At 67.3% G+C, this 15,823-nt stretch carries 14 protein-coding genes and 2 riboswitches; of the genes, 11 read left to right on the forward strand and 3 right to left on the reverse strand.

Going from position 1 to position 15,823, the window contains the following annotated elements; translation table 11 throughout:
* Positions 1–337: 337 nt before the first annotated feature.
* Genes gatC through gatB form a run of 3 tightly spaced genes read left to right on the forward strand, consistent with a single transcriptional unit; the run spans position 338 to position 3,708 of the window.
* Positions 338–634 (forward strand): Asp-tRNA(Asn)/Glu-tRNA(Gln) amidotransferase subunit GatC, encoded by a 297-nt coding sequence (gene gatC, locus CXZ05_RS01025; RefSeq protein WP_003802035.1) that lies wholly within the window; start codon positions 338–340, stop codon positions 632–634.
* A 3-nt stretch (positions 635–637) separates the two neighbouring features.
* Positions 638–2,200 (forward strand): Asp-tRNA(Asn)/Glu-tRNA(Gln) amidotransferase subunit GatA, encoded by a 1,563-nt coding sequence (gatA, locus tag CXZ05_RS01030; protein ID WP_102970763.1) that lies wholly within the window; start codon positions 638–640, stop codon positions 2,198–2,200.
* A complete protein-coding gene (gene gatB / locus CXZ05_RS01035; protein WP_102970764.1) occupies positions 2,200–3,708 on the forward strand; it encodes an Asp-tRNA(Asn)/Glu-tRNA(Gln) amidotransferase subunit GatB in 1,509 nt (502 codons plus the stop codon). The genes gatA and gatB overlap by 1 nt, the downstream gene beginning before the upstream one ends.
* A 77-nt stretch (positions 3,709–3,785) precedes the next feature.
* Here gatB and CXZ05_RS01040 read toward each other — a convergent pair whose 3' ends face one another.
* A complete protein-coding gene (locus tag CXZ05_RS01040) occupies positions 3,786–4,694 on the reverse strand; it encodes a LysR family transcriptional regulator (protein WP_102970765.1) in 909 nt (302 codons plus the stop codon).
* Between the two features lie 131 nt (positions 4,695–4,825).
* Here CXZ05_RS01040 and tdh point away from each other — a divergent pair, with 131 nt between their 5' ends.
* The 5 genes from tdh (at position 4,826) to CXZ05_RS01065 (ending at position 10,415) form a co-directional block, all read left to right on the forward strand.
* Complete coding sequence (gene tdh, locus CXZ05_RS01045) at positions 4,826–5,872, forward strand: L-threonine 3-dehydrogenase (protein ID WP_102970766.1); 1,047 nt, start codon at positions 4,826–4,828, stop codon at positions 5,870–5,872.
* Between the two features lie 79 nt (positions 5,873–5,951).
* Positions 5,952–7,148 (forward strand): glycine C-acetyltransferase, encoded by a 1,197-nt coding sequence (locus CXZ05_RS01050; protein ID WP_102970767.1) that lies wholly within the window; start codon positions 5,952–5,954, stop codon positions 7,146–7,148.
* 45 nt (positions 7,149–7,193) lie between these two features.
* Positions 7,194–8,294, forward strand: coding sequence for an FAD-binding oxidoreductase (locus tag CXZ05_RS01055; protein WP_102970768.1), 1,101 nt, complete (start codon positions 7,194–7,196; stop codon positions 8,292–8,294).
* 12 nt (positions 8,295–8,306) lie between these two features.
* The gene (hutI, locus tag CXZ05_RS01060; protein ID WP_102970769.1) at positions 8,307–9,518 is read left to right on the forward strand and encodes an imidazolonepropionase; all 1,212 of its coding nucleotides are present in this window, start codon (positions 8,307–8,309) and stop codon (positions 9,516–9,518) included.
* Between the two features lie 108 nt (positions 9,519–9,626).
* On the forward strand, positions 9,627–10,415 hold the full coding sequence (locus CXZ05_RS01065) for a DeoR/GlpR family DNA-binding transcription regulator (RefSeq protein WP_102970770.1): 789 nt from the start codon (positions 9,627–9,629) through the stop codon (positions 10,413–10,415).
* On the opposite strand, the gene CXZ05_RS01070 is transcribed toward CXZ05_RS01065, so the two are convergent.
* Positions 10,412–11,092: a histidine phosphatase family protein gene (locus tag CXZ05_RS01070; protein WP_102970771.1), complete on the reverse strand. Its 681-nt coding sequence runs from the start codon at positions 11,090–11,092 to the stop codon at positions 10,412–10,414. The two genes, CXZ05_RS01065 and CXZ05_RS01070, sit on opposite strands and share 4 nt — an antisense overlap.
* Positions 11,093–11,179: 87 nt before the next feature.
* Here CXZ05_RS01070 and CXZ05_RS01075 point away from each other — a divergent pair, with 87 nt between their 5' ends.
* Positions 11,180–11,959, forward strand: coding sequence for a CPBP family intramembrane glutamic endopeptidase (locus CXZ05_RS01075; protein WP_102970772.1), 780 nt, complete (start codon positions 11,180–11,182; stop codon positions 11,957–11,959).
* Between the two features lie 116 nt (positions 11,960–12,075).
* Here CXZ05_RS01075 and CXZ05_RS01080 read toward each other — a convergent pair whose 3' ends face one another.
* A complete protein-coding gene (locus CXZ05_RS01080) occupies positions 12,076–12,714 on the reverse strand; it encodes a VOC family protein (protein WP_102970773.1) in 639 nt (212 codons plus the stop codon).
* A gap of 128 nt (positions 12,715–12,842) precedes the next feature.
* Positions 12,843–12,960: riboswitch (SAM riboswitch) on the forward strand.
* Between the two features lie 41 nt (positions 12,961–13,001).
* Between CXZ05_RS01080 and CXZ05_RS01085 the strand changes: the two genes are divergently transcribed.
* Together CXZ05_RS01085 and CXZ05_RS01090 are read left to right on the forward strand one after the other, a co-directional pair.
* Positions 13,002–14,318 carry a bifunctional o-acetylhomoserine/o-acetylserine sulfhydrylase gene (locus CXZ05_RS01085; RefSeq protein ID WP_102970774.1) on the forward strand — a complete coding sequence of 439 codons (1,317 nt, stop codon included), beginning with the start codon at positions 13,002–13,004 and terminating at the stop codon, positions 14,316–14,318.
* A 105-nt stretch (positions 14,319–14,423) separates the two neighbouring features.
* A riboswitch (SAM riboswitch) is annotated at positions 14,424–14,539 on the forward strand.
* A 150-nt stretch (positions 14,540–14,689) separates the two neighbouring features.
* A complete protein-coding gene (locus CXZ05_RS01090; protein ID WP_102970943.1) occupies positions 14,690–15,754 on the forward strand; it encodes a homoserine O-acetyltransferase in 1,065 nt (354 codons plus the stop codon).
* The last annotated feature ends 69 nt before the right edge of the window (positions 15,755–15,823 follow it).

Below are 15,823 nucleotides of genomic sequence, written 5' to 3' on the forward strand. Positions count from 1 at the left end.
CGAACGAAATAACAAAAAGAAGCAGAGTGCGGAATGATTTCCGCACTCTGCTTTCTTGCGTTTCCAGCCGGGAGCCAGTGAGTGCCGAGGTGAGAGGGGCACGACGGCGACGGGACGGGCATCCGGAAGCGTGCGTCTAAGTGAGTGCCCCGCCGCCGGGTTCCCTGCCCGAGCTTGCGAGGGGAGGGGGCGGCGGGGTGTACGAGCGAGCACGCGGAGGATCGTCCGGCCTGGCGCCGGAAGGCGACCAGTCGGGCAGGGCAAGACAGTGCGGGGTGGCAGGGCAACGTGACAGTAGACTAGTTCGGAAACCCATTCCGAACTTGCAGGGAGATCCATGGCTGCGATCAACCGCGACGACGTCGCGCACCTAGCGCGGCTCGCGCACATTGAGATGAGTGCTGAAGAGCTGGACAGGATGGCCGGCGAACTCGCCGTCATCGTAGACGCGGTGAAATCCGTGAGCGAGGCCGCAGGTGACGGTGTTCCCGCAACTTCGCACCCGATTCCGCTGAGCAACGTGTTCCGCGAGGACGAGGTGGGCCACACCTTCACCGCCGAGCAGGCACTCTCCGGCGCTCCGGACTCGGACGCAGACCGCTTCAAGGTCCCGGCAATCCTGGATGAGGACTAGAACATGACTGAAACCAACAGCACGGAACTCATCCGTCTATCCGCAGCACAGCTGGCCGCGAAGCTTGCCGCCGGTGAGGTCACCGCCGTCGAGGTCACCCAGGCGCACCTGGACCGCATCGCCGCCGTCGACGGGGGAGAACGCGGCGTCAACGCGTTCCTGCACGTCAACACCGAGGAAGCGCTCGCCGTCGCGGCCGAGGTGGACGCCATCCGCGCAGCCGGCGGGCAGGCCGCCGAGGAACTGCACGAGCTGGCCGGCGTTCCGATCGCCGTCAAGGACCTCATCGTCACCATCGGCCAGCCCACCACGGCCGGTTCCAAGATCCTCGAAGGCTGGCACAGCCCGTACGACGCCACGGTCGTCAAGAAGCTGCGCGCAGCCAAGATGCCGATCCTCGGCAAGACCAACCTGGACGAGTTCGCCATGGGCTCCTCCACCGAGCACTCGGCCTTCGGCCCCACCCGCAACCCGTGGGACCTGGACCGCATCCCCGGCGGTTCGGGCGGCGGGTCCGCTGCCGCCGTCGCCGCCTTTGAAGCTCCGCTGGCCCTCGGCACGGACACCGGCGGGTCCATCCGCCAGCCCGGCGCCGTCACCGGAACCGTCGGCGTCAAGCCCACCTACGGCGGCGTGTCCCGCTACGGCGCCATCGCCATGGCGTCCTCGCTGGACCAGATCGGCCCCGTCTCCCGCACCGTCCTGGACTCGGCGCTGCTGCAGCAGGTCATCGGCGGCCACGACCCGCACGACTCCACCTCCCTGCCCGACCCGCTCGGCGATCTTGTGGCCGCGGCGCGCCTCGGCAACGTGGACGGCATGAAGATCGGCATCATCAAGGAGCTTCACGGCGAGGGCTACCAGGCCGGCGTCGAAAACCGCTTCAACGAATCGCTTGAGCTGCTCAAGGAGGCGGGTGCTGAGATCGTTGAGGTGTCCTGCCCCAACTTCCAGTACGCGCTGGGTGCCTACTACCTGATCATGCCGTCGGAGGCCTCCTCCAACCTGGCCAAGTTCGACGGCGTCCGCTACGGCCTGCGCGTGCTCCCCGAGGAGCCGCCGCTGACCATCGAGCGCGTCATGGGCGCCACCCGCGCCGCCGGATTCGGCGACGAGGTCAAGCGCCGCATCATCCTCGGCACGTACGCGCTGTCCGCCGGCTACTACGACGCCTACTACGGCTCCGCCCAGAAGGTGCGCACGCTCATCCAGCGCGACTTCGAGGCTGCCTTCGCCAAGGCCGACGTCCTGATTTCCCCCACGGCGCCCACCACGGCGTTCAAGCTCGGCGAGAAGCTGGATGACCCGCTGGCGATGTACCTCAACGACGTCGCCACCATCCCCGCCAACATGGCCGGTGTCCCCGGCCTGTCCCTGCCCGGCGGCCTGGCCGACGAGGACGGACTGCCTGTCGGCATCCAGCTGCTGGCACCGGCCCGCGAGGACGCCCGCCTCTACCGGGTTGGCGCTGTCCTGGAATCCCTGCTGGAAGCGAAATGGGGCGGCCCGCTGCTGGACAAGGCCCCGTCGTTGGCTGAGCTTGTCGAAACCCAGGAGGCAAAATAATGAGCACTGACGCAACCCTGAGCTTCGAAGAAGCCATGGAGAAGTACGACCCCGTCCTGGGGTTCGAGGTCCACGTGGAGCTCAACACGAAGACCAAGATGTTCTCCTCCGCACCCAACGTCTTCGGCGACGAGCCCAACACCAACGTCAACGAGGTGGACCTGGGCATGCCCGGCGTCCTGCCGGTGGTGAACAAGACCGCGGTGGAGTCCTCCATCAAGATCGGCCTCGCGCTGAACTGCAAGATCGCCGAGTCCTGCCGGTTCGCCCGGAAGAACTACTTCTACCCGGACACCCCCAAGAACTTCCAGACGTCCCAGTACGACGAGCCGATTGCGTATGACGGCTACCTGGACATCGAGCTCGAGGACGGCACCGTGTTCCGGGTCGAAATCGAACGCGCGCACATGGAGGAGGACGCCGGCAAGCTGACCCACCTCGGTGGCTCGGCCGGACGCATCCAGGGCGCCGAATACTCGCTGGTCGACTACAACCGTGCAGGCGTTCCGCTCGTGGAGATCGTCACCAAGCCGATCGAGGGAGCCGGTTCCCGCGCCCCCGAGCTCGCGAAGGCCTACGTTGCCGCCGTGCGTGAAATCGTCAAGAACCTCGGCGTCTCGGACGCCAAGATGGAGCGCGGCAACGTGCGCTGCGACGCCAACGTCTCCCTGCGCCCGCACGGCCGCGAACGCTTCGGCATCCGCTCGGAGACGAAGAACGTGAACTCGCTGCGCGCCGTCGAACATGCCGTCCGCTACGAGATCCAGCGCCACGCCGCCGTCCTGGACTCCGGCGAGCCGGTAATCCAGGAAACGCGCCACTGGCACGAGGACACGCGCACGACGACGTCGGGCCGGGCCAAGTCCGACGCCGACGACTACCGCTACTTCCCGGAGCCTGACCTGGTTCCCGTTGTTCCCTCCCGGGAATGGGTGGAAGAGCTCCGTGCGACCCTGCCCGAGCCGCCGGCCGAGCGCCGCAAGCGGCTGAAGCAGGACTGGGGCTACTCGGACCTGGAGTTCCGCGACGTCGTCAACGCCGGCGTGCTGGACGAGATCGAGGAAACCATCGCCGCCGGCGCCACGGCATCCGTGGCCCGCAAGTGGTGGATGGGCGAGATCGTTGGCCGCGCCAAGAACGCCGACGTCGACCCCGGCCAGCTGGGCGTCACTCCGGCCACCATTGTGGAACTCAGCAAGATGGTGGAAGCGGGCAAGATCAACAACAAGATGGCCTCCGCAGTACTCGACGGGGTGCTCGCAGGTGAAGGCACCCCGGCCGAGGTCGTCGAGAAGCGCGGCCTTGCCGTGGTGTCCGACGACGGCCCGCTCCTGGAGGCCATCGACGCAGCCCTGGCCGCGCAGCCCGACGTCGCGGAGAAGATCCGCGGCGGCAAGGTGCAGGCCATCGGCGCCATCGTCGGCGGCGTCATGAAAGCCACCCGCGGCCAGGCGGACGCCGGCCGCGTGCGCGAGCTGATCCTGGAGAAGCTCGGCGTCAACGTTTAGCGGTTTTTAACCCAACTGGGTCGCAGTTGCGGGGGTTCTGAGCGCTCAGAACGCCCTGTGCTGCGACCCAGTTGGGTTTAACCGTGGCTGAGCCGGGCCATGATGTCCTGCAAGGCCTCGCACACCACCCGGACGGAAGCGCGCTTGAGGTTTTCCGGGCGCGCCAGGATATCGATCCGGCGCCGGGTGCTGATCCCGTGCAGCGGCCGCAGCACAATGTCCGGGTTCAGCACGGGCCGTGCTGTGTGCCGCGGCAGCAGACCGATCACGCTTCCCGATGCCACCAGCGCCGCCACCGTGGAATAATCATTGATCCGATGCACGATGTTCAGCTCCCGGCTGGACACCGCGGCGACGGCGGACAGCACGTCCGCGGGGGAGTAGCCAGCGCGGCTGGTCACCCACGGTTCGCCGACGACGTCGGACGCCGTCAGCGCCGCCTGGCCCGCCAGCCGGTGGCCGGCCGGCAGCGCCACGTCCAGCGGCTCGTGCGCCAGCGGTATCACCTCCACCCTTTCCTCCGGCCACTTGGGACTGTGGTCCATCCGGTGCGCCAGCACGAGGTCGTACCGCGCCGTCAGCGCGGGAAAGTCCTGCTGTGCCACGTCCTCGTCGGAGAGCAGCACCTTCGGCTTGTCCGGACCGTCCAGGAGCCGGGCCAGCGGCGCAAACAGCGCCTGCCCCGCACTGTGGAAACCGCTCACCGTCACCGGCGCCACCGTGGAGCCGTGGTACGCGCCGATCGCCATCCGAGCGTCGGCCATGGCGCTGACAACGGCGGCGCCGGCGTCCGCGAGCACCTGGCCGGCCTCTGTGAGGACCAGGTTCCGGCCCTCCTTGCGGGTCAGCGGCACCTCAACGCTTTTCTGCAGCTGGGCGAGCTGCTGGGATACGGCCGAAGGTGTGACAAGCAGGGTATCGGCAACCGCCTTGACGCTTCCGAGCGCGCCAAGCTCCCGCAACATCTCGAGCTGGTGGATCTCCATCGCTCCATCCTATTCCTTAGCAATCCCTTAATCGTCGATTGAGAAAATTCCCCTTGTGCTAACGGGTTGCAGGTGGCTCTAATGAAGGGAGAATTCCCGCATGCCACTGCATGCCGAACGTAAGGAAGCCAATGAAGGCCCTCTACAAGGCCGGCGCACACGCCGGGTTTGAACTGACCGACCGCCCGGAACCCGAGGCCGGACCCGGCGAGGTCAAGATCCGCGTGCTCACCACCGGCATCTGCGGCACGGACCTGCACATCCAGTCCTGGGACGCCTGGGCGCAGGGCATCATCGAGGCCCCGCTGATCGCCGGGCACGAGTTCTACGGGGAGGTGGTGGCCGCCGGCGAGGACGTGCGCTACGTCAAAGTTGGAGACCGCGTGTCCGGCGAGGGGCACATCGTCTGCGGAATCTGCCGGAACTGCCGTGCCGGCCGCCGGCAGATGTGCATCCACACCGTAAGCGTGGGCGTGCAGCGGGACGGGGCATTCGCCGAATACGTGGTCATCCCGGAGACGAACGTCTGGGTGCACCAGGACCCGTCCGTCACCCCGGAACTCGGTGCCATCTTCGACCCCTTCGGCAACGCCGTGCACACCGCCCTGAGTTTCCCGCTGGTGGGGGAGGACGTGCTGATCACCGGAGCCGGGCCGATCGGCCTCATGGCCATCGCCGTGGCCCGCCATGCCGGCGCCCGCAAGATCGCCATCACCGACGTCTCGGCTCCGCGGCTGGAGCTTGCCCGGCAGCTCGGCGTGGACCTGGCCATCGACGTCTCCAAGACGCGGGTCCGGGAAGCGCAGCGGGAGCTGGGCATGCGCGAGGGCTTCGACGTCGGACTGGAGATGTCCGGCCACCCCACGGCGCTGCCGGAGATGATTGACAACATGAACCACGGCGGACGCATCGCCATGCTGGGCCTTCCCAGCCAGTCCATCGACATCGACTGGGGCAAGGTGGTCACGCACATGCTGACACTGAAAGGCATCTACGGCCGCGAGATGTTCGAGACCTGGTACGCCATGAGCGCCATGCTGTCCTCCAGCCCGGCGGTGCACGCCAGCATCTCCGCCGTGGTCACGGACGTGCTGCCGGCCACCCAGTGGGAGAAGGGCTTCGAAATCGCGAAGGCTGGCGTCGGCGGCAAGGTGGTGCTCGACTGGTCGGAAGTCTGACCTGACATCCGGCCCCGAATCTGAGCCCCCCGCCCTTCCACATCTTTTTTGACAGTTTCCCAGCCGAGGAGAACCCGCCATGTACTCAGCCATCAAGAACCAGCTCCGCGCCGAGCTCGACGACATCCGCACCGCAGGCCTCTACAAGACGGAGCGCCACATCGACTCTGCCCAGGCCAGCCACATCACGGCCGGACAGATCGGTGAATCAGGCTCGCCCGTCCTGAACTTCTGCGCCAACAACTACCTGGGCCTGGCCGACCACCCCGAGATCATCGCCGCGGCCAAGTCCGCCATGGACGAGCGCGGATTCGGCATGGCCAGTGTCCGGTTCATCTGCGGCACCCAGGACCTCCACCTCGAACTCGAAGCCAGGGTCTCAAAGTTCCTGGGCACGGAGGACACCATCCTGTTCTCCAGCTGCTTCGACGCGAACGGCGGCGTTTTCGAATCGCTTTTCGGCCCCGAGGACGCCATCATCTCCGACGCCCTGAACCACGCGTCCATCATCGACGGCATCCGGCTCTGCAAGGCGCAGCGGTTCCGGTACGCCAACCAGGACATGGCCGACCTGGAGGCGAAGCTGGTGGAGGCGAAGGACGCCCGGCGGAAGATCATCGTCACCGACGGCGTCTTCTCCATGGACGGCTACCTCGCCCCGCTGGAGGCGATCTGTGACCTCGCCGAGAAGCACGACGCCCTGGTGATGGTGGACGACTCCCACGCCGTCGGGTTCATGGGAGCCACCGGAGCCGGGACTCCCGAGCACGCCGGCGTCTCCCACCGCGTGGACATCTTCACGGGCACCTTCGGGAAGGCGTTGGGCGGCGCCTCGGGCGGCTACGTGTCCGGCCGCGGCGAAGTGGTGGCGATGCTTCGGCAAAAGGCCCGCCCCTACCTCTTCTCGAACTCGCTCGCGCCGGCCATCGTGGCGGCCACCATTAAGGCCCTGGAGCTCGTGCAGACCTCGGGCGAGCTGCGGGACAGGCTGTTCCGGAACGCGGAGCTGTTCCGCCGCCGGATGACGGAGGAAGGCTTCGAACTGCTCGACGGCGAGCACGCCATTGTGCCGGTCATGTTCGGTGACGCCGTCCTGGCAGCGAAGGTGGCCGACCAGATGCTCCAGCACGGGGTCTACGTGACCGCCTTCAGTTTCCCCGTGGTGCCGCGCGGTGCCGCCCGGATCCGCGTCCAGCTGTCCGCCGCGCACAGCGCTGACGACGTCGAAACCTGCGTCCAGGCGTTCGTCAAGAGCCGGGACGCCGTGGCTGTCTAGGCCCCGGTCACCTGCAAAGTCCGGCCATCTGTAAAGATTGAGCCCATGGCATCAACGTATGACGTAGTCATTGTGGGCGGCGGGATTGCCGGGCTGTCCTTGGCCTCCGCGCTGGCCGGCAAATGCACCGTGGCCCTCGTGGAGGCGGAGCAGCAGCTGGCGTACCACACGTCGTCGCGCTCGGCCCGGCAGCTCATCCCCAGCTACGGTCCGCCCGTAGTGCAGGAACTCACCGTCCGCACCCTCGAACTGATCGCGGCAGAGGACGCCACACGACCTGAGCCCGTGCTCTCCCCGCGGAGCTTTCTGCTCATCGGGGACGAGGAATCCGTGCAGGCTGAGGCCAGCGGCCAGATGCGCCGCGTCAGTCACGAGGAAGCGCTGGGGCTTTGCCCGGCGCTGAAACCGGAGTCCTTCTCCGCTGCCGGCCTGGACACCGGGTCCTTTGGCTGCGACGCGCCGGTGCTCTTGGAGGGGCACCGGGCGCGCGCCGAGGCGGCCGGCGTCGACATCATCACCGGCGCCCGCGTCCACTCCGCCCAGCGGCTTGGATCAAGCTGGGAGGTCGGCGCCGGGCAGGAAGGCTTCTCCGCCGGTGTTCTGGTCAACGCGGCCGGCGCCTGGGCGGACGAGCTGGCGGTGCTGAGCGGCGTCGAGAAGATCGGACTGCAGCCGTACCGGCGCACGGCGGCGATTGTCGGCGTCGACCATCCGCTGCCGGAAGGCAGCCCCATGGTGGCCGCCGCCGACGATTCCTTCTACTTCCGCAGGGAAGGAAGCGACGTGCTGATCTCGCCGTCGGAACACGTGGCCAGCGCGGCGGAGGACTCACGTCCCCGTCCCGGGGACGTGGGGCGGCTCATCTCGCGGCTCAATACGCTGACGACGCTGGGGATCGGCCCCGTCCGGACGGCCTGGACCGGCTTGCGCACCGAGGCGGCCGACGGCGTGCCGGTCGTGGGCTTCGACGCCGAGGCCCGCGGTTTCTTTTGGCTCGCCGGCCAGGGCGGCTACGGTTTCCAGACGTCGTCGGGCATCGCGGAACTGGCCGCGGCCCAGATCCTGGCGGGGCAGGGCGCCGGCACGGGTCCGGTATCCCGGACGGCGGATGCGCTGGCTGCGACGCGCTGGTCCATCCGGCGCTGAAGAATGGGATCCATGAGCACCCTGATCACCAACATTGCCGAACTGATGACCCAGGACGCGGAGCACCGCGTCCTCAAGGACGCTGCAGTGGTGATCGAGGGTGAACGGATCTCCTGGATGGGCCAGGCATCCTCGGCCCCGGCAGCCGACGATGCCGTGGACGCGGGCGGTCGCGCCGTGCTGCCCGGCTGGGTGGACTCCCACACGCACCTGATTTTCGCGGGCGACCGGACGGCGGAGTTCGAGGCCCGGATGGCAGGGGAGGAATACAGCGCCGGCGGCATCGCCGTCACCACCGAAGCCACCCGGAACACCGGCGACTACGACCTCACGCGGCTGGCCCAGGGGCGCGTCGCCGAAGCCGTGTCGCAGGGCACGACGTACCTGGAGACAAAAACCGGCTACGGCCTGGACCTCGAGCAGGAGGCCAGGAGTGCACGGATCGCCTCGACGGTGGCGGACGAGGTCACCTACCTGGGCGCCCACCTGGTGCCGGCCGGGATCGATGCGGATGAATACACCAAACTTGTCTGCGGCCCGATGCTGGATGCGGTCCGCCCCTACGTGACGTGGGCGGACGTGTTCTGCGAACGGGGCGCCTTCTCGGAGGAGCAGTCCCGCGCCGTGCTGCAGGCCTGCCGCGACGCCGGCCTGGGGCTGCGGGTGCACGGCAACCAGCTGGGGCACGGCCCCGGCGTCCGCCTCGCGGTGGAGTTCGGTGCGGCCAGCGTGGACCACGTCAACTATCTTTCGGAGCAGGACGTCACAGACCTCGCCGCCGGCTGGTCGGGCTGGGATGCCGCCGCAGGAACGGGCGGGCGGGGAACGGTGGCCACCTGCCTGCCGGCCTGCGACCTCTCCACCCGCCAGCCGCTGGCACCCGGCCGTCAGCTCCTGGACGCCGGCGTGCCCGTGGCGCTCGCATCCAACTGCAACCCCGGCACGTCTTACACGAGCTCCATGGCATTCTGCGTCACCACCGCGGTCCTCCAGATGGGACTGAGTGTTCATGAGGCCGTCCGGGCGGCCACGTACGGTGGCGCCCTGGCGCTCCAGCGCGAGTCCGGTAACGACGTCGACGGCGAACGCGCCGTGGGGTCCCTCGCAGTCGGCCACCGGGCGGACCTGCACGTCCTCAACGCCCCATCCGCCACCCACCTCGCCTACCGTCCCGGCATGCCGCTGACCCACGCGGTTTGGCGTGCAGGGGTGCGGTCGCGGTAGTGTCAGGCGGTGCCGTTACCCGCCGCCGGTGACGCAAGATGATCATTAAGGGTCTGATACAATCAAAAAGCGTCATTTTCGTGACGTTTAGATCTTGAAAGGCCCCGCATGACACGCACCGACCGGCTGACGGCCATCCTTGATCTCCTGGCCGAGGCCGGCCAGGTGGAAGTCGAGGAAATCGTCACCCGGCTCGGCGTGTCACCGGCAACCGCCCGGCGGGACCTGGACAGCCTGGCCAAGCGGCGGCTGCTGACCCGGACCCGCGGCGGCGCCACCACCGGCGCCCTGGCCTACGACCTTCCCGGCAGGTACAACCGGGACGACCATGCCCTGGCCAAGCAGGAGATTGCCCTGGCCGCCTCGGCGCTCATCGCCCCGGGCATGGTCATCGGCCTGTGCGGCGGAACCACGAGCACCGCGCTGGCGCAGATCCTGGCCACCCGCGAGGACCTTAACTCGCCGTCGAACCAGCCCACCCTGACCGTGGTCACCAACGCCATCAACATCGCCTCGCAGCTTGCCGTCCGGCCCAACATCAAGGTGATGGTGACCGGCGGCATCCTCAACCCGCGGTCCTATGAACTCGTGGGCCCGTACACCGACATCATCATGCAGAAGGTGGTGCTGGACATCGCCTTCATCGGGGTCAACGGCGTCGACCCCGAGGTGGGGCCCACCAACACCGGCGAGGCCGAGGCAACGGTCAACGCCCTGCTGGCCAGCCGCGCCAGCCAGTCCTACGTCATCGCAGACTCCTCGAAGGTGGGCCGCCGGGCCTTCGCCACCATGGACGGCTACAACTTCAACCGGCTCATCACCGACTCGGGCATTTCCGCGGCCGACAAGGCCGCGTTCGAAGCCCGCGGCACCGAAGTGCTCGTGGCCGGCGCCTAGAAGACCACCGGCGGGGCGTCCAGCACCGTTTCGTCCACCCTCCGGTCCACCCACTGGGTGAACGGTGTGTCGAGTTCGTACTTGCCCAGGCTGTTGCGGACCAGCATGCGGACCTCGGCGTTTTCGGGGTTGTTCAGCGACTCGAAGTATTCCACGGACCAGTGGAACCAGCGCATGCAGAAGAGGCGCATGGTCAGCCCGTGCGTAACCAGCAGGGCGTTGGGGGAGTAGTCCGGCTTGGACCAGTGCCGGTACAGGGTTTCCATGAACGAGGAGATCCGGTCGTAGACGTCGGAGCCGGACTCGCCCTCCCGGAAGCGGTAAAAGAAGTGGCCGTAGGCGTTGCGGAGTTCCTTCTGGTCCTCGATGTCGCCGGAGATCTGGAAGTTGGCCCAGTCCTGTTCGCGCAGCCGCGGCTCCTCGATCACCCGTTCCGTCAGGGGGCCCAGATCCAGCGCCTCGAGGGTCTGGTAGGCGCGCAGGTACGGTGAGACGTAGACGCTCACCTGCCGGCCGTCCAGCTCGCGCCGGATGCGTTCCCCGGCGGCCTTCGCCTGCTCCAGGCCGAGCTCCGTGAGCGGAATCCGGTAGTCGGGCACCCTGTTGTAGATGGAGGTATCCGCGTTGGCCGCCGACTGGCCGTGCCGGATCATGATGATTTTCCCGGGAGCGCTCATAGTTCCCCAGCATAGGGTCAGCCCGCGGCCGGACAGGAACCGACTGGCTGACAGGAAAGTACCAGCCGATGCAGGCAAGATAGGAACATGTTGGTTCCCTCCCGCCGTCGGCTGCGGTTCGAAGTCTGGATTGTCCTCGGGCTGTCGCTCGGACAGTCCGCCGTCTACTCCGTGGTGCAGCTGCTGGACAAAATGACCCGGGCACCGCTGGCGCAGGGGACGTCCACGTTGAACAGGTCGCAAAGCACGCGCGAGTACTTCGACCTCACCTACCAGCTGCTGGACAGCATCTTCGCCCTGGTGCCGGTCCTGCTGGTGATCTACTTTCTGACAGACCAGCGCCAGGCGAAGTCCGGCTCCGGTCAGGACGCCGGCTCCGCGTTCCGGAAGCTGGGATTCAACCTTGCCCGGCCGGGCAAGGACCTGCTGCAGGGGCTCGGGCTGGCCGCCCTGATCGGCATCCCCTCGCTGGGCCTCTACGCCGCCGGGCGGGCCTTGGGCATTACGACGGCGATCATCCCGAGCGGTCTGGACGCCTACTGGTGGACGGTGCCCGTTCTGATCCTGTCCGCCCTGCGCCACGCTGTCGTGGAGGAAGTCATTGTGGTGGGCTATCTCCTGGACCGGTTCGGCAAATTCGGCTGGTCCATGCCCCTGGCGATCTTTGTGTCCTCAATGCTTCGCGGCAGCTACCACCTGTACCAGGGGTTCGGGCCCTTCATTGGAAACGCCATCATGGGCGTGGTCTTCGCCTGGATTTACACCAGGACCCGGCGGGTGATGCCGCTCGTGATCGCGCATGCCCTGCTGGACATCGTCGCATTCGTCGGGTTCAGCCTGTTCGGCAAAGCCGTCGGGCTGGGCTAGTGATCCGGGGCCAGCGGTCCTGGGCCAGGAACAGCGGTTAAAAGTGATTCGGCCGCCATCGGCGGGTGACGTCGTTGGCACCCGCTGATGGCGGCCGAAGTGGAGGGCGGGAGGCGTCAGATGGTGACGGCGCCCGCAGCGGTTTCGAACGTGACGGAAAGGATACCCGGCGTACCGTGCGGGGCGACCCAGTTCACGGCGACGTCCTCCAGCGGCCTTTCGACCGGCTCGCCGAGCCACTCGGTCACGCGCTCGGCAGAGCCCGCGATGGTGAGGCTGGACATCTTCACATTGCTGTCATAGGCGTTGGACGGGTGCAGTTCCGCATCACCCTCCCACTTCAGCATGTACGGAACCTGCGGGTCGGCGATCAGGCCCAGGATGCCGATCTGCTTCCAGACCAACTCCCGGCCGTCGGGGAACTTGCGGTTGCCGTTGACCGCGGAGCGGCCCAGGCGTTCCTCGAAGGGGGCGAGGTCGTCAACTTCGACGCACCACCCCATCCAGCCGCCACCCGCCGCGGACCGGGCCCGGACGGCCTGGCCGAAAGGTGCCTTGTCCGACGCCGGGTGGTCCAGTACCTCAACAACCTCGAGGTACTTGTGGCCAGCCAGCGGAATGATCATGTTCCGGGTCCCAAACCGGGGGTGCACCCCACCCTTTACGGCTTCGACGCCGAGGGCAGAGGAGATACGTTCGGTGGTGGCCGCCAGGCCATCGTGTTCACAGGCGTAAGAGACGTGATCCATGCGCATGCCCTCATCTTGGCACTTTGTGAGGTGGCTCTCAGCTTAGGTTCACCTAACCTTGCGAAAAGTCCATACTTTGACGAAGTTCTTCACAAAGCTGTGCGCGTAACAGTCCCATTCCTACACTGATCGCAGGTCATGAGTGCCAGCGAAGAAAGCCCCGGCTCGCTGGCCGGCAACCCTCCAACCGCGGCGGGGTGCCCCGGGTGAAGACCTGGCTGCGCGGCGCCCGCCGTGCGGCAAGCGCGGGCCTGTGCCGGGACCAGCACACGCCCTTCAGCAGAGGAGCCTGCATGTCCAACGCATGGTCATTCGAAACCCGCCAGATCCACGCCGGCCAGGTGCCTGACGCCGCCACCGGTGCCCGGTCACTGCCGATCTACCAGACGACGTCGTTCGTCTTCCCCAGCGCCGAAAGTGCAGCGGACCGCTTCGCGCTCGCCGAGATCGCGCCCATCTACACCCGGATCGGCAACCCCACCCAGGACGCCGTTGAACAGCGCATCGCCAGTCTGGAAGGAGGGCTTGCGGCACTGCTCCTGAGCTCCGGCCAGGCCGCCGAAACGTACGCCATCCTTAACATCGCCGAGGCCGGCGACCATGTGGTGGCCAGCCCCAGCCTTTACGGCGGCACCTACAACCTGCTGGCCCACACCCTGAAGAAGTTCGGCGTCTCCGTCACTTTCGTGGCGGACCCGGACAACCTGGAGCAGTGGCGCGACGCCGTGCAGCCCAACACCAAGCTCTTCTTTGCCGAGGTGGTGTCCAACCCCCGGCAGGATGTCCTGGACATCGAGGGCGTTGCCCGGGCAGCCCACGTGGCCGGCGTGCCGCTGATCGTGGACAACACCCTGTCCACGCCCTACCTCATCCGTCCGCTCGAGTGGGGCGCGGACGTCGTGGTGCACTCGGCCACCAAATACCTCGGCGGGCACGGTGCCGCCATCGCCGGTGTCATCGTCGATTCAGGAAACTTCGACTTCGGCAAGGACCCGGGGCGCTTCCCGGGCTTCAATACGCCGGACCCCACCTACAACGGGCTGGTCTACGCCCGGGACCTCGGGGCCGGCGGTGCCCTGGGCGCCAACCTGTCCTACATCCTTAAGGCCCGCGTCCAGCTGCTCCGCGACCTGGGCTCCGCGGTGTCCCCGTTCAATGCCTTCCTCATCGCGCAGGGCCTTGAAACACTGAGCCTGCGGGTGGAGCGCCACGTGGCCAACGCGGTAGCCGTGGCCAGCTGGCTGGAAGCCCGGGATGACGTGGAGTCCGTGGCCTACGCCGGACTGCCGTCCAGCCCCTGGTATGAGCGGGGCCTGAAGTACGGGCCCAAGGGCACCGGCGCGGTGGTGGCTTTTACGGTGTCCGGCGGCGCCGACGCCGGAAAGCGCTTCGTGGACGCCCTGGAACTGCACTCTCACGTGGCGAACATCGGGGATGTCCGCTCCCTCGTCATCCACCCGGCGTCGACCACGCACAGCCAGCTCACGCCGGAGCAGCAGCGCGTGGCCGGGGTTGCCCCCGGTCTGGTCCGGCTGTCGGTCGGGTTGGAGCACATCGATGACATCCTGGCCGACCTCGACGCCGGATTCCGGGCGGCGAAGGGCGCCTGACTTTCCCGCGCTACCGGTGCGACTCCCATCCTCTGAAGGGGCTGGGAGTCACACTGCCGTCACATTCTTCGCTCACCCGTCCGACTGTTTCGTAAACTGGCAACAGGTCATGAGTGCCAGCGACAGCCCCGGCTTGCTGGCCGGCAACCCTCCTTCCGCGGTGGGGTGCCCCGGGTGAGGACCTGGCCTGCCGGACAGCTGCCGGCGGGCAAGCGCGTAGAAGAGGTTTACCTGTGACGATTTCTGTCAGCACCGACGTACCCGCCGCCGAAGTTCCGAACGGCACGGCTCCAGACGGCACTGTTCCAGACGGCACCGCTCCAGACGGCACTGTTCCCGGTGGCGCAAACCAGGACGGCACTGTCCAGTACCTGAACATCGGCAGCCTGGAACTCGAAGCGGGGGGATTCCTGCCGGACGTGACCCTGGCCTACGAAACCTGGGGAACGCTGAACGAGGACGGCTCCAACGCCATCCTCGTTCAGCATGCCCTCACCGGGGACACACACGTGACCCGGGGCGGCGGAGGGACTGAAGAGGGCTGGTGGGAACAGCTCGCCGGGCCCGGTGCGCCGGCAGACACCGACAGGTTCTTCGTCATTTCCATCAACATCCTGGGCGGCTGCTACGGGTCCACCGGGCCGTCGTCGACCGCTCCGGACGGCAAGCCCTGGGGTTCACGCTTTCCGCTGGTGACGCTGAGGGACTCCACCGTTGCCGAGGCGCGGCTGGCGGACCGGCTTGGCATCCGCAGTTGGCATGCCGTGGTTGGCGGCTCCATGGGTGGGGCACGCGCCCTCGAGTGGGCGGTAACTTTCCCTGAGCGTGTGCGCCGTTGCGGTGTCATCGCCGTCGGCGCCAGGAGCACGGCCGAACAAATCGCGTTCGCCCAGGCTCAGACGCTTGCCATCCGGCAGGACCGCCATTTCAACGGCGGTGACTACTACGGCGGACCGGAACCCGCGGATGGCCTGGCGCTCGCACGGCGGATTGCACACATCACGTACCGGTCTGCCTACGAACTCGATTTCCGGTTCGGCAGGAACGCCCAGGCCGCTGAAGAGCCGCTGCAGGCTGATGCCCTGGCGGACCGCGGCCGCTACCAGGTGGAGAGCTACCTCGACCACCAGGGCAACAAGCTGGTCCGGCGCTTCGACGCCAACAGCTACATCGCCCTGACCGAAGCGCTCATGAGCCATGACGTCACCCGGGGGCGGGGGACACTCAAGGAAGCCCTGGCCCGGGCCTCCGCGGACTTCTTCATTGCCGCCGTGGAGTCGGACCGGCTGTACTTTCCGGCCCAGTCGCTGGAACTGGCCGAGTCGCTGCCCGGAAACGTGGATGTCCACATGATCGATTCGCCAATCGGCCACGACGGCTTCCTTACGGAGATTGGCCAGCTGAACGCCCAGCTCAGGGCGCACCTCCTCGACTGACTTCATGCTAAGTCCAGGCGGCCGGAGCCGCCCGTATGGTGGCAACACCAATGCCCCGCGTGTGCATTA

The sequence above is a fragment of the Arthrobacter sp. AFG20 genome (assembly GCF_002892795.1).
In the GTDB taxonomy this organism is placed as follows: domain Bacteria; phylum Actinomycetota; class Actinomycetes; order Actinomycetales; family Micrococcaceae; genus Arthrobacter.

What these genes read in the sequence shown, in the direction of transcription:
- gatA (WP_102970763.1), top strand. Translation starts at nt 638, where the DNA reads ATGACTGAAACCAACAGCACGGAACTCATCCGTCTATCCGCAGCACAG.
- gatB (WP_102970764.1), top strand. Translation starts at nt 2,200, where the DNA reads ATGAGCACTGACGCAACCCTGAGCTTCGAAGAAGCCATGGAGAAGTAC.
- CXZ05_RS01040 (WP_102970765.1), bottom strand. Translation starts at nt 4,694, where the DNA reads ATGGAGATCCACCAGCTCGAGATGTTGCGGGAGCTTGGCGCGCTCGGA.
- gatC (WP_003802035.1), top strand. Translation starts at nt 338, where the DNA reads ATGGCTGCGATCAACCGCGACGACGTCGCGCACCTAGCGCGGCTCGCG.
- hutI (WP_102970769.1), top strand. Translation starts at nt 8,307, where the DNA reads ATGAGCACCCTGATCACCAACATTGCCGAACTGATGACCCAGGACGCG.
- CXZ05_RS01065 (WP_102970770.1), top strand. Translation starts at nt 9,627, where the DNA reads ATGACACGCACCGACCGGCTGACGGCCATCCTTGATCTCCTGGCCGAG.
- CXZ05_RS01080 (WP_102970773.1), bottom strand. Translation starts at nt 12,714, where the DNA reads ATGCGCATGGATCACGTCTCTTACGCCTGTGAACACGATGGCCTGGCG.
- CXZ05_RS01055 (WP_102970768.1), top strand. Translation starts at nt 7,194, where the DNA reads ATGGCATCAACGTATGACGTAGTCATTGTGGGCGGCGGGATTGCCGGG.
- tdh (WP_102970766.1), top strand. Translation starts at nt 4,826, where the DNA reads ATGAAGGCCCTCTACAAGGCCGGCGCACACGCCGGGTTTGAACTGACC.
- CXZ05_RS01070 (WP_102970771.1), bottom strand. Translation starts at nt 11,092, where the DNA reads ATGAGCGCTCCCGGGAAAATCATCATGATCCGGCACGGCCAGTCGGCG.
- CXZ05_RS01050 (WP_102970767.1), top strand. Translation starts at nt 5,952, where the DNA reads ATGTACTCAGCCATCAAGAACCAGCTCCGCGCCGAGCTCGACGACATC.
- CXZ05_RS01075 (WP_102970772.1), top strand. Translation starts at nt 11,180, where the DNA reads ATGTTGGTTCCCTCCCGCCGTCGGCTGCGGTTCGAAGTCTGGATTGTC.
- CXZ05_RS01085 (WP_102970774.1), top strand. Translation starts at nt 13,002, where the DNA reads ATGTCCAACGCATGGTCATTCGAAACCCGCCAGATCCACGCCGGCCAG.